This is a genomic window from Brachybacterium hainanense (assembly GCF_042434575.1).
Classification (GTDB): domain Bacteria; phylum Actinomycetota; class Actinomycetes; order Actinomycetales; family Dermabacteraceae; genus Brachybacterium; species Brachybacterium hainanense.
Map to the genome: position 1 here is coordinate 20685 of NZ_JBHLSV010000037.1, position 11745 is coordinate 32429.

13 protein-coding genes and 1 pseudogene are annotated in these 11745 nt (G+C 71.8%); 10 read left to right on the forward strand and 4 right to left on the reverse strand.

Translation table 11 applies throughout. The features are described from left to right. Positions 1–51 precede the first annotated feature (51 nt). Genes ACFFF6_RS19010 through ACFFF6_RS19025 form a run of 4 tightly spaced genes read left to right on the forward strand, consistent with a single transcriptional unit; the run spans position 52 to position 2744 of the window. Complete coding sequence (locus ACFFF6_RS19010; protein WP_376983090.1) at positions 52–483, forward strand: QcrA and Rieske domain-containing protein; 432 nt, start codon at positions 52–54, stop codon at positions 481–483. After that, positions 473–1294 carry a tRNA (guanosine(46)-N7)-methyltransferase TrmB gene (gene trmB, locus ACFFF6_RS19015; RefSeq protein ID WP_376983091.1) on the forward strand — a complete coding sequence of 274 codons (822 nt, stop codon included), beginning with the start codon at positions 473–475 and terminating at the stop codon, positions 1292–1294. Before ACFFF6_RS19010 ends, trmB begins: the two co-directional genes overlap by 11 nt. After that, positions 1291–2331 (forward strand): LCP family protein, encoded by a 1041-nt coding sequence (locus tag ACFFF6_RS19020; protein WP_376983092.1) that lies wholly within the window; start codon positions 1291–1293, stop codon positions 2329–2331. The genes trmB and ACFFF6_RS19020 overlap by 4 nt, the downstream gene beginning before the upstream one ends. Before the next feature lie 47 nt (positions 2332–2378). After that, on the forward strand, positions 2379–2744 hold the full coding sequence (locus ACFFF6_RS19025; RefSeq protein WP_376983093.1) for a DUF4235 domain-containing protein: 366 nt from the start codon (positions 2379–2381) through the stop codon (positions 2742–2744). A gap of 73 nt (positions 2745–2817) precedes the next feature. Here the strand turns inward: ACFFF6_RS19025 and phoU are convergent, their stop codons facing one another. Continuing rightward, positions 2818–3492, reverse strand: a complete 675-nt coding sequence (phoU, locus tag ACFFF6_RS19030; RefSeq protein ID WP_376983094.1) for a phosphate signaling complex protein PhoU — start codon at positions 3490–3492, stop codon at positions 2818–2820. 153 nt (positions 3493–3645) lie between these two features. Between phoU and ACFFF6_RS19035 the strand changes: the two genes are divergently transcribed. Continuing rightward, complete coding sequence (locus tag ACFFF6_RS19035; protein ID WP_376983095.1) at positions 3646–4860, forward strand: sensor histidine kinase; 1215 nt, start codon at positions 3646–3648, stop codon at positions 4858–4860. 4 nt (positions 4861–4864) lie between these two features. Further along, complete coding sequence (locus ACFFF6_RS19040) at positions 4865–5557, forward strand: response regulator (RefSeq protein ID WP_376983096.1); 693 nt, start codon at positions 4865–4867, stop codon at positions 5555–5557. A 69-nt stretch (positions 5558–5626) separates the two neighbouring features. Here ACFFF6_RS19040 and ACFFF6_RS19045 read toward each other — a convergent pair whose 3' ends face one another. Next, entirely contained in the window at positions 5627–6133 is a 507-nt protein-coding gene (locus tag ACFFF6_RS19045; protein ID WP_376983097.1) for a hypothetical protein, read from the reverse strand. Between the two features lie 228 nt (positions 6134–6361). Here ACFFF6_RS19045 and ACFFF6_RS19050 point away from each other — a divergent pair, with 228 nt between their 5' ends. The 3 genes from ACFFF6_RS19050 to ilvA all read left to right on the forward strand — a co-directional run bounded on the left by ACFFF6_RS19050 (position 6362) and on the right by ilvA (position 8659). Next, positions 6362–6844, forward strand: coding sequence for a CarD family transcriptional regulator (locus ACFFF6_RS19050; RefSeq protein ID WP_376983098.1), 483 nt, complete (start codon positions 6362–6364; stop codon positions 6842–6844). A 217-nt stretch (positions 6845–7061) separates the two neighbouring features. Next, positions 7062–7394 carry a PTS sugar transporter subunit IIB gene (locus tag ACFFF6_RS19055; protein ID WP_376983099.1) on the forward strand — a complete coding sequence of 111 codons (333 nt, stop codon included), beginning with the start codon at positions 7062–7064 and terminating at the stop codon, positions 7392–7394. Beyond that, positions 7391–8659: a threonine ammonia-lyase IlvA gene (gene ilvA / locus ACFFF6_RS19060; RefSeq protein WP_376983100.1), complete on the forward strand. Its 1269-nt coding sequence runs from the start codon at positions 7391–7393 to the stop codon at positions 8657–8659. Before ACFFF6_RS19055 ends, ilvA begins: the two co-directional genes overlap by 4 nt. A gap of 3 nt (positions 8660–8662) precedes the next feature. Here ilvA and galE read toward each other — a convergent pair whose 3' ends face one another. Beyond that, positions 8663–9634, reverse strand: coding sequence for a UDP-glucose 4-epimerase GalE (galE, locus tag ACFFF6_RS19065; RefSeq protein WP_376983101.1), 972 nt, complete (start codon positions 9632–9634; stop codon positions 8663–8665). Positions 9635–9653: 19 nt separating this feature from the next. Continuing rightward, on the reverse strand, positions 9654–11114 hold the full coding sequence (locus ACFFF6_RS19070) for a GuaB1 family IMP dehydrogenase-related protein (RefSeq protein WP_376983102.1): 1461 nt from the start codon (positions 11112–11114) through the stop codon (positions 9654–9656). Between the two features lie 102 nt (positions 11115–11216). Here ACFFF6_RS19070 and ACFFF6_RS19075 point away from each other — a divergent pair. Then, positions 11217–11745: pseudogene (locus ACFFF6_RS19075) on the forward strand (hypothetical protein); the annotation flags it as partial.

Consider the following 11745-nt stretch of genomic DNA (forward strand, 5'->3'; position numbering starts at 1 on the left):
GCCCCGGGACCGCTGAGGCCGCTCCCGGGGAGCCCCGGCTATCCTGGGTCCGTGAACGAAACCTGCCTCTCGCGCCGCCGAGCCCTCGGACTGCTGTCCCTGTCCGCGGCGGGTGCCGGCACCCTCGCCGCCTGCGGACCCGAGGACCAGGGCTTCGGCGACGCCGCCCCGCTCCGGGTCGAGGAGGACGGCACCATCGCCCTCTCGCAGCTCCCGGAGAACGCCACCACGCTCGTGAACTTCGGGGGGCAGCGCCCCTTCGTCGCGATCGTGCGCGGAACCGGGGAGGACCTGACGGCCTTCAGCGGCTACTGCACGCATCAGGGCTGCGCGGTCGCCCAGAACGGTGAGGAGCTCGACTGCCCCTGCCACGGCTCCCGCTTCGACGCCCGCACGGGCGAGGTCCTCGCGGGACCTGCCGCCTCGCCGCTCCCGCCGGTGGCGATCGTGCTCGAGGACGGACAGATCCGCCGTGACTCCTGAGCCGGAGCGGCCCGACCGCGAGGTCGTCTCCTTCGTGCGGCGCGGCTCCCGGCTCAGCAGCAGCCGCCAGGACGCCTGGGACCGTCTCGCCGCGCAGTACGTGCTGGACGTGCCGCGCGGGCGGCGCGACACCGTGCCCGATCCGGCGGCGCGGATCGACCCGGCCGCCGTGTTCGGTCGCCGCGCCCCGCTGGTGGTCGAGATCGGCAGCGGGCAGGGAGAGAACATCGCCGCCGCGGCCGCCGCCCACCCGGAGCGCGACCATCTCGCCTTCGAGGTGTACCTCCCGGGGGTGGCCCAGTCGCTCGACCGGATCGAGCGCGCCGGGCTCCCGCCGAACGTGCGCCTGGTGCCGCTGGACGCCCTCCACTCCCTCGCCGTGCTGCTGCCGGAGCGGTCGATCAGCGAGCTGTGGATCTTCTTCCCCGATCCCTGGCACAAGTCGCGCCACCACAAGCGGCGCCTGGTGAACCCGCCGCTGCTGGAGACCGTGCTCCCCCTCATGGCGCAGGACGGCGTCCTGCGCCTGGCCACCGACTGGGCTGAATACGCGCACCACATGCGCCAGGTGCTGGACGCCGATCAACGTCTCCAGAATCTTCACACGGACGGCCCGCGGCCTGCCGGGAGCACGAGCGACCAGGTCCCGGACGACATCGCCGCCCTCGGCTGGGCCCCGCGCCACGAGGGACGCGTCCGGACGAGCTTCGAGCGGAAAGCCGGCGACGCCGGGCGCCTAGTATGGGATATTGCGTTCCGGGGGGCCGCGCCGATCGAGGCCCCCGCCCCGGATGAGAGAGACCGGCCATGACTTCAGCAGACTCCATCGACCTCCCCGGCGAGATCGACCCCGACGAGCCGCCGCGCCGCGGTCCGGGTCGCAAGATCGCCCTGATCGCCCTCCTCGTGGTCGTCGCGATGGTCGCCGCGGTGGCCGTCATCGCGGGCTCGTACCTGTTCGACATCAAGGGCAAGTACGACAAGCGGAACACCGTCCCGACGATCACCCGCAGCGCCTCCGACGGCGAGAAGCCCGCCGAGACCGAGGGCGAGAACTTCCTGCTGCTGGGCTCGGACAAGCGCAGCGAGGAGGAGGCCGCCGCCTCCGGGGTGACCGGCCAGCGCTCCGACGTCATGATGCTCGTGCACGTGCCGGCCGACCGCTCCGGCATCTACGTCATGTCCTTCCCCCGGGACCTGTGGATCGACATCCCGGGCCACGGCAAGGGCCGCATCAACGCGGCCCTCGCCTACGGCGGGATCCCTCTGGCCGTCACGACGGTCGAGAACTACGCCGGCGTGCCGATCGACCATGTGGCGCTGATCGACTTCGACGGCGTCGAGGGCCTGGTGGACGCCCTGGGCGGCGTGGACATCCAGGTCCCGCAGGACTTCGAGATCAACGGCACCCAGTTCACCAAGGGCACCCAGCACGTCAACGGCGCGGAGGCGCTGAACTTCGTCCGCGCCCGCAAGAACTTCGCCGACGGCGACTTCCAGCGCAACCGCAACCAGCAGGCTCTGCTGAAGGCCATCGCGGAGAAGCTCATCAGCCGCGACACCTTCTCGAGCCCCGGCAAGATCAGCGACGCCGTGGGGGCCATCTCCCCCTTCCTCACCACCGATGAGGGCCTGACCCTGGAGACCCTCATCGATCTGGGTCTGTCGATGCGTGATCTGCGCGCCTCCGACATGCACTTCCTCGCCGTCCCGCACGGGGAGCCGTTCATGACCAGCGGCGGCGCGAGCGTCGTGGCGACCGACGAGGAGGGCATGGACGTCCTGCGCGAGGCTCTCAAGACCGACTCCATGGGCGCGTACTTCGCCGAGCACGCCGGGAAGTACTGACCCTCGCCCGTCCCCGTCCCGTCCCACCCCGTCCGCAGGAGGAACCCGTGCCCAATCCGCTCGTGAAGGCCGCCGTGACCGGTGCCGGAATCGCCGCCGGAGTGATCGGCAGCAAGCTGCTCGCCGGAGGCTGGGGCGCCGTCTTCGGCGAGGAGGCCCCCACCCCCAAGGTGCTCCGCAGCAGCGCCAAGCAGACGAAGCTCGCACGCAAGCAGGCGAAGAAGGACGGCCTCTCCCGGAGCGAGATCGCGGCGATCCGCGATCCGCGCCAGGACCAGCCGATCTGGAAGGGTCTGCTGTGGGTGGTGCTGTCCGGGGCGGCGCTGACCGCCTTCCGACAGCTCGCGCAGAAGGGCGCCGAGCGCGGGGCGGAGCGGCTCACGGCCCGCCGCCCGCGCCCGAACCGGGGCTGATCCCCGCACGGAGCACACGGAACCGCGGCACAGGGGATCCCCTGTGCCGCGGTTCCGTGTCACCGGGCCCGGGTCACACCTCGGGCACGTCGGTGATCGGGCTGCGGGCGTCGATCGAGTCACCGGTGACGAGGAAGCCCACCCGGCGCACGAGGGAGACGGCGTGATCGCCCATCCGCTCGTAGTAGCGGCCCAGCAGGATCAGGTCCATCACCTGCTCGGTGGGCAGCTCGCGGTCGCGGGTCACCGCCCGGTACAGCTCCGTCTGCAGCGCATCCATCTCGTCGTCGCGGCGCTCCACGAGCGCTGCCAGGGCCAGGTCGCGGGTGCGGATGACCTCGCCCGCGTCATGGGTGCCCTGCACGGCGAGCTCGGCCATCTTCGCGAGCGCCTCGCGGTGGTGCTCCGGCACGACGAGGTCGGGGAACCGCCGGCGCGCAGCGAGGGCGACGTGCTCGGCCAGATCGCCCATGCGCTCGAGGGAGCTGCTCATGCGCAGAGCCGCCACCAGCAGACGCAGGTCCGTCGCGACCGGAGACTGGCGCGCGAGCAGCTCGACGATCTTCTCGTCGAGGTCGACCTGGCGCTCGTCGATCGTGATGTCGGCGGCGATCACGCGCTCGGCGAGGGCGAGGTCGCCGCTCGACAGGGCGACGGCGGAGTCGCGGATGGCGTTCTCGACGAGGGATGCCATGTGCACCAGGTCCTCGACCAGGTGCTTCAGGTCGCTCTGGTATGCCTCACGCATGGGGAACTCGCTTCCTCGATAGGGATGGACCGCAGGCGATCATTCCGGCCGATCATGAATGGACGAGGGAGCCAGGGTGAACTCCTGGCGACCACTGCCCCCTCGGCCGCGACGGATGCGGCTCGGAACGGGCCGACAGCCTACAGTTGTACGGTGCCCCTCAGCGTCCTGCTCCTTCTCGCGGGAGCGATCGGCCTGGTCATCGGGTGCGCTGCCACCATAGCCCTGCATCGCTCCGATCGCCGCGCCGCGTCGTCCGCCGCCGTGCCGCAGTCCGTCGTGCCCGAGGCCGCCGCGGAGGTCCTCGCGATCCTGTCGCAGGCGTACGTGGTCCTGGACCCCTCGGGCGATGTGCTGCGTGCCTCTCCGCTCGCCTACTCCTACGGGATCGTCCGCGCCCAGGGCAACGAGTACCCGCGCCTGGCGAACCAGGAGCTCATGGAGCTGGCCGGCGATGTGGGCCGCAACGGCGGCTACCGCGACAAGCGCATGACGATCCACCGGACCAGCAGCGAGGCCTCCGATGCCGTCCTGGACGTCCGGATCGGCGTGCTGGGCGGGCGCGGGGTGCTGCTGCTGGCCGATGACCTCTCCCGCGCCGTCCGGGTCGAGGAGACCCGCCGTGACTTCGTCGCCAACGTCTCCCATGAGCTGAAGACTCCGGTGGGGGCGATCACCCTGCTCGCGGAGACGATGGAGGACGCGGCCGAGGACCCCGATGCGGTGCGGCGGTTCGCCGAGCGCATGCAGACGGAGTCCCGACGGCTGTCGCATCTGGTGCAGGAGATCATCGAGCTCTCCCGCGTCCAGGGCGCCTCGGCGCTGCCGGACGCGGAGCCCGTCGAGATCGACGACGTCGTCGCGGAGGCCGTGGCGCTGAACCGCAACTTCGCCCTCGGATCCGGGGTCGAGCTGAGCGTCGGCGGCGCTCAGGGCCTGCGCGTCTTCGGCTCCGAGCCGATGCTGACCACCGCGCTGTCGAACCTGGTGTCCAACGCGATCTCCTACTCCGACCCCGAGACCCGGGTGGGCATCTCCGTGCGGCGGGAGGACGGCTTCGTCGAGCTCGCCGTGAAGGACGAGGGCATCGGGATCTCGAAGGAGAACCTGGAGCGCGTCTTCGAGCGGTTCTTCCGGGTGGACCGCGCCCGCTCGCGCTCCACCGGAGGTTCCGGGCTGGGGCTCGCCATCGTCAAGCACATCGCCACCGACCACGGGGGCGAGGTGTCCGCCTGGTCCCTCGCGGGCCAGGGTTCCACATTCACCCTGCGCATCCCCGAGATGGGGCGCACCGACGCGATCACCGTGACGGGGGACGATGCGTCCGCCTCCGGCGAGGGCGACGAGACCGCACGAGGAAGAGGTTGATCCCATGGCCCGCATCCTGATCGTCGAGGACGAGGAGTCGTTCTCCGACCCGCTGTCGTACTCCCTGCGCAAGGAGGGCTACGAGGTCGCGGTCGCGGACAACGGCACCGACGGGCTGCGGATCTTCTCCACCCACGGCGCGGACCTCGTGCTGCTGGACCTCATGCTCCCCGGGATGAGCGGGACCGACGTGTGCCGGGAGATCCGCCGCACCTCCTCCGTCCCGGTCATCATGCTCACCGCGAAGGACGACGAGTTCGACAAGGTGCTGGGCCTCGAGCTGGGGGCCGACGACTACGTCACCAAGCCCTATTCCTCGCGCGAGCTGCTCGCGCGCATCAAGGCGGTGCTGCGCCGCGGACAGGACGCCCCCGAGCAAGCGGCCGACACGGTCCTGTCCGCGGGCCGCATCACCATGGACATCGAGCGGCATGTCGTCACCGTGCGGGGGGAGGAGGTGTCCCTGCCGCTGAAGGAGTTCGAGCTGCTCGAGCTGCTGCTGCGCAACGTCGACCGGGTGCTGACCCGCGGCCAGCTGATCGACCGGGTATGGGGGGCGAACTACGTCGGCGACACGAAGACCCTCGATGTGCATGTCAAGCGCCTGCGGGCGAAGATCGAGGAGGATCCTCGCACCCCCGTGCACCTGGTGACCGTGCGCGGGCTGGGCTACAAGTTCGAGTCCCACGACCGCTGAGAGCCGGTCATGATGCAGGCCCCGCCCCCGGAGGGGCGGGGCCTGCATCGCCGTGAGCGGGGCCGGGGCTCAGGAGGCCGGGGCGTCGGCTTCCGGGGCGAAGTGCTCGAGGGAGGTGCCGGTGATGGGCAGGGAGACGGTCTCCTCCTGGCCCTCCGCCGCGACCTCGAGGGAGACGATGGTCCCGGTGGTCGTGGGCTGGCTGACGCTCACGCTCTGCGCGGAGCTGGGACTGATCTGCACGGAACCGCCCGCGGGGACCTCGATGCTGGTCGAGAAGAGGACCGTGTCCCCGTCCTTCCCGGTCAGCTCGACCGTGACCGGCTCCGCCAGGTAGTTCACCACGCTCGCGTACAGGACGGTCCTCTCCGGGGACTCCTGCACGAGGATCGCGTTGCGCACGCCGGCCAGCTGCATGCCGTCGGCCTGGTACAGGGAGGCCTGGGTGCCGTCCGCCGCCTCGTAGAAGTCGTGGGTCTGCACCGCGCTGAAGTAGCTGCATCCGCTGGCCGCGAGGGCGAGGCCGAGGGCCGCGGCGGCCAGGGCGAGTCGACGAGGACGGCGCACGGTGTTCACGAAGTCTCCTATTCGCTGCCGCCCGGGGGACGTCCCGGGACGACGGGTGAGAGGTGCCGCGCACACATCACGCAGGCCGGACCAGCTTATCGCACCCCGCACGCCCCTCGCATGCCGCTGCTGCCCGCGTCGGCCCCGCACCCGGTCCGCCGAGGCGGACCGCGGGGGCGCGAACAGTATCACACGGGGGTGGTGGTAGACTCGAGAAGCTGAAAGGGGCGCCCTCACATGAATTTTGCCATCGGCGAGACCGTCGTCTACCCGCATCACGGTGCAGCACTCATCGAAGAGGTGAAGACCCGCACCATCAAGGGAGAGGACCGGACCTACCTCAAGCTGAAGGTCGCCCAGGGCGATCTGACGATCGAGGTTCCCGCGGACAACGTGGACCTCGTCGGCGTGCGCGACGTGGTCGACAAGGAAGGCCTCGAGGAGGTCTTCGACGTCCTCCGTCAGCCGTACACGGAGGAGCCCACCAACTGGTCGCGTCGCTACAAGGCGAACGTCGAGAAGCTGGCCTCGGGTGACATGAAGAAGGTCGCGGAGGTCGTGCGCGACCTGTGGCGCCGCGACAAGGACCGCGGACTGTCGGCGGGCGAGAAGCGCATGCTCGCCAAGGCTCGTCAGATCCTCGTCTCGGAGCTCGCCCTCGCGGAGAAGACGGACGAGACGAGCGCGGAGACGATCCTCGACGAGGTCCTCGCCTCCTGATCCCTCCTCTGCGGACCGCAGATCCCGACGGCGCCCGCCGAGCCCGCGCTCGGCGGGCGTCGTCGTGCCCGGGGCCGCAGCGGCCTCCCGTGGCCGCGATCAGGTTCTCGTGGCAGAATCGGCGGACGCCCGCATGTGTCGCAGATCACCCTTCGGCCCTGTCAGGTTCCGGCCCCGACCAGGCCGGTGGGCACGTCCGCGGGAGCTGAGGAGTCCGATGCGCACCATCGCCGTGATCACCCATGTCGGGTCGACGACCGCCACGATGGTCGGCGCCCGGATCCGGGACCACTTCGCGGAACGCGGACGTCCGGTGCGGATCGCGAGGTATACCGTGATGGATCTGCTGGCCGCGGACATCCGGGCCGATGTGGCGGTCTCGACCCTCGAGCTGCCCACCACCCTGGGGATGCCCGTCGTCTCGGGCATGCCCCTCGTCCTGGACACCGCCCCGCAGCGCACCCTCGAGGAGATCGAGGAGCTCCTCGACCGTCTCGACCGGGCCGATCAGACCCCGCCCGTCCCCCGTCCCGCGAAGGATCCCGAATGACCTCGTCCCTCCCCCTGTCCGCCGCCGACGTCGACCGAGCCGCAGGCAGGCTGGCCGGCATCGCCGTGCGCACCCCGGTGCACCGCAGCGCCAGGCTGTCCGACATCGCGGGAGTGCCGGTGTGGGTCAAGCGGGAGGACCTCCAGAGCGTCCGCTCCTACAAGCTGCGCGGGGCCTCCCTGCTGCTGGACTCCCTCACGGAGGCCGAGCGCGCCGCCGGCGTGGTCGCCGCGAGCGCCGGCAACCATGCGCAGGGCGTGGCCGTCGCCTGCGCGACCCTCGGGGTCCAGGGTCGCATCTATGTGCCCCGCACCACCCCCCGCCAGAAGCGCGAGCGCATCCTGTCCCTCGGCGGGGACCGGGTCACCCTGCTCCAGGTCGGCGACACCTTCGACGATGCGGCGGAGGCGGCCGCGGAGGACGCCGAGCGCACCGGCGCCACCATCGTCCCGCCCTTCGACCATCCGGTCACGATGGCGGGCCAGGGCACCGTGGTGCGCGAGGCGATCGAGCAGATCCGCTCCGAGCACGGGCACGACATCGGCACGGTGGTCATCCCCGTCGGCGGCGGCGGCCTCCTCGCCGGCTGCGGCGTCTGGCTGCACGAGCGCGAGCCGCAGATGCGGGTCGTGGCCGTGGAGCCGGCCGGAGCGCCCTCGCTGGCCCGTGCCCTCGAGGCCGGGCACCCGGTCACGCTGAGCGATATCGACCGCTTCGTCGACGGCGCCGCGGTGCGTCGCGTGGGCGACGGACCCTTCGAGGTCATCCGCGCCATCGCACCGATCGTGACCGCCGTCCCCGAGGGAGCGGTGTGCACCGAGATGCTGAACATGTACCAGACCGACGGGATCATCGCCGAGCCCGCCGGGGCCCTCGCCGCGACCGCGGTCGCGACCGGCGTGGTCGACGACTCCGCCGGGGAGATCCTCGTGATCCTGTCCGGCGGGAACAACGACGTCTCGCGGTACAACGAGGTCGTCGAGCGCTCCCTGGTCCACGAGGGGCTGCGCCACTACTTCCTGGTGACCTTCCCGCAGGAGCCCGGGGCGCTGCGCCGCTTCCTGGACACGGTGCTCGGCCCGGACGACGACATCATCGTGTTCGACTACATCAAGCGCAACAACCGCGAGGAGGGGCCCGCCCTGGTGGGTCTCGAGATCGGCGGGCGCGAGAACCTCGAGCCGCTGCTGGGCCGCATGGCGACCTCCGGGATGCAGATCGAGCGGATCGACCCCCATGGGCCGATGTACCGCTACCTCACCTGAGGCTCAGCCGCGACGGTCCGCGCGCGCCTCGACCGCCGAGCGGACGATGTCGTCGAGCCCGTGCTCGGACTTCCAGCCCAGGTGCTGGGCGATCCGGTCGCCCGAGCAGATCAGGCGCGCGGGATCGCCGGCGCGACGCGGACCGATCTCCGGGGTGATGTCGATGCCCTTCACCCGGGCGACCGCGTCGATCACCTCGAGGACGCTCGACCCCTCTCCGGTGCCGACGTTGAAGACGCGGTGCGGCCGATCCTCGCCGCGCAGGTAGTCCAGCGCCGCGATGTGGGCATGCGCGAGGTCCAGCACGTGGACGTAGTCGCGGATGCAGGTGCCGTCCGGGGTGTCGTAGTCGTCGCCGAAGACGGTGGGCACGCGCCCCTGCTCGAGGGCATCCAGGATGATCGGCACGAGGTTCATGACCTGCGTATCCGCGAGCTCCGGCCAGCCGGCGCCGGCGACGTTGAAGTAGCGCAGGGCCACGGTCCGCATGTCGTGGGCCCGCTCGGCATCGGCCAGCATCCACTCCCCGACGTACTTCGTCGCGCCGTAGGGGTTGATGGGCTGCGGGGCGAGCTCCTCGGTCACGAGGTCCACGTCGGGCACGCCGTAGACGGCCGCGGAGGAGGAGAACACGACGTCGCGCACGCCGGCCTGGGCACAGGCGGCGAGCACGTGCGCGAGACCGCCGATGTTGTCGTGCCAGTACATCTCCGGCTTCGCGACGGACTCCCCCACCTGCTTGTGGGCGGCGAAATGGATCACGGAGTCGGCACCGGAGCTGGTGAGGTGGAAGGCCAGCTTGTCGACCGCGTCCGGGGCGGTGACGTCGAGGGGGACCAGGTCCGCGCCCGTGACCCGCTCGGCGTAGCCGGTGGAGAGGTCGTCCACGACCACCACCTGCTCGCCCCGCTCCAGCAGGAGTCGCACCACGTGCGATCCGATGTACCCGGCACCACCGATCACGAGAGTCGTCATGCCGGGAAGCCTACCCGGCTCAGGACCAGGAGGACGTCAGCGGCTTGCCCTCCGCGTACCCGCTGGCGCTCTGCAGGCCGATGACGGCGCGCTCGCGGAACTCGGCGAGGCTCGCGGCGCCGGCGTAGGTCGCCGAGGATCGGACGCCCGCGGTGATCTCGTCGAGGATGTCCTCCACGCTGCCGGTGCCCTCGGGCAGATGCATGCGCGAGGAGGAGATGCCCTCCTCGAACAGGGCCTTGCGTGCCCGGGAGAAGGCGTCCTCCGCGGCGGTGCGGGAGGAGACCGCACGCTTCGAGGCCATGCCGAAGCTCTCCTTGTACCGCCGGCCGTGCTCGTCGACGTGCAGGTCGCCGGGTGACTCGAGGGTCCCGGCGAACCAGGAGCCGATCATCACCTGGGAGGCGCCGGCGGCGAGCGCGAGGGCGACGTCGCGGGGATGGCGGACCCCGCCGTCGGCCCAGATGCGGCCGTTCGCCTCCCGGGCCGCGCGGGCGCACTCCAGGACGGCGGAGAACTGCGGCCTGCCCACCCCGGTCATCATGCGCGTCGTGCACATGGCGCCGGGGCCCACCCCGACCTTGACGATGTCGGCACCGGCCTCGAGCAGGTCCCGGGTGCCGTCGGCGGTGACGACGTTGCCGGCGACCAGGCGCACGGGGGTCCGCTCCCGCGGGCCGATCACCGCACGTGCGGCGCGCAGCGCCTCGAGCATCTTCTCCTGGTGGCCGTGGGCGGTGTCCAGGACGATCACGTCCGCGCCGGCGGCGACCAGGGACCGGGTGCGCTCGGCGACCCCGGCGTTGATGCCGACGGCGACGGCGATCCGCAGGCGCCCGTCCTCGTCGAGGGCGGGACGGTAGATGGTCGAGCGCAGCACCGCGCGCGAGGTGAGGACCCCTCGCAGAACACCCGTCCCGTCGATCACGAGCGCGGCGTCGTCATGCGTCGCGGCGATGCGGGCGTGCAGCTGCGCCGGGTCGCCGGCGGCCTCGGACGGGTCCAGACGCAGCACATCTGTGCTCAGGACCTCTCCGACGGCGGTGAAGGCGTCCCGCCCCTCGAGCTGCTGGGCCGCGACGGTCCCGAGCACGGCGCCGTCCTCGTCGGTGACGACGACGATGCCGTGGGGACGCTTGGGCAGCAGCGCCCGGGCCTGCCCGATGGTGCCGCGCGCCGTGAGCGTGAGGGGATGCTCCACGCGCGGGTCGCGGCTCTTGACCGAGCGGACGATCTCGTCCACGCGCATCGGGTCGAGGTCCTGAGGGAGGACGGCGAGCCCGCCGCGGCGGGCCATGACCTCGGCCATGCGCCGACCCGAGACGGCGGTCATGTTCGCCGCGACGAGCGGGATCGTGGTGCCGGTGCCGTCGTCGGAGGAGAGGTCCACGTCGAAGCGGGAGGTGACCTGCGAGCGCGAGGGGAGGAAGAAGCAGTCGTCATAGGTGAGGTCGGTGCTCGGGGCATGGATGAGGCGCATGGGCACCACGATACGAACATCCGGGCCGCCGACCCCGGATCTGCACGAACCGTCCACGGGTCGCACAGCGTTCACAGCAGGCTGTTTCCTAGGATGTCCCCTATGACGGACCAGAATTCGGGCCGAGGACGTCGTCGCGCCTCCGGGAGCCGGCAGCGACGTGTGCCGCCGCCTGCCCAGACGCCGCCGGTCCACCCGGACCAGCATCGCGCCGCGCGGGACGCCGCCTTCGGCACGACTCCGCGCAGCTGGGTCGACCAGCAGGCCGAGCAGGACCCGCAGGCCGCACCCCCGTCATGGCGTCCTGCCGCCCCCGGCGCGCCCATCGAGGTCCCTGGGCGCCCCGCCCCGCCCTCCGGGGACGAGGCCCCCGCGCCCTCGCCCTCGGCGGGAGCCGAGGATCCTGTGGCCCCCGACACCTCGCAGCGGCGCCGGTTCCCAGCCGCCGCTCCCCCGCCCGCGGGGACGGAGGAGCCCCGCCGTCCGCATGGCCGCCGCGCCCGCGCCCTCGCCCCCGAGGAGCGCGATGCCTGGGCGGCGGCCGTGGGACTGCCCGCGACGCCGAGCCCCGCCCTCCCCGAGAGCCCCGCCCTCCTCGAGAGCCCGGCCGTCCCCGGGAGCGCGGGCAGCC

Bases quoted from the DNA above. Each gene is read 5' to 3' on its own strand.
- ACFFF6_RS19055 (WP_376983099.1), top strand. From the start codon at position 7,062: ATGCGCACCATCGCCGTGATCACCCATGTCGGGTCGACGACCGCCACG.
- ACFFF6_RS19070 (WP_376983102.1), bottom strand. From the start codon at position 11,114: ATGCGCCTCATCCATGCCCCGAGCACCGACCTCACCTATGACGACTGC.
- ACFFF6_RS19050 (WP_376983098.1), top strand. From the start codon at position 6,362: ATGAATTTTGCCATCGGCGAGACCGTCGTCTACCCGCATCACGGTGCA.
- ACFFF6_RS19040 (WP_376983096.1), top strand. From the start codon at position 4,865: ATGGCCCGCATCCTGATCGTCGAGGACGAGGAGTCGTTCTCCGACCCG.
- ilvA (WP_376983100.1), top strand. From the start codon at position 7,391: ATGACCTCGTCCCTCCCCCTGTCCGCCGCCGACGTCGACCGAGCCGCA.
- ACFFF6_RS19020 (WP_376983092.1), top strand. From the start codon at position 1,291: ATGACTTCAGCAGACTCCATCGACCTCCCCGGCGAGATCGACCCCGAC.
- galE (WP_376983101.1), bottom strand. From the start codon at position 9,634: ATGACGACTCTCGTGATCGGTGGTGCCGGGTACATCGGATCGCACGTG.
- phoU (WP_376983094.1), bottom strand. From the start codon at position 3,492: ATGCGTGAGGCATACCAGAGCGACCTGAAGCACCTGGTCGAGGACCTG.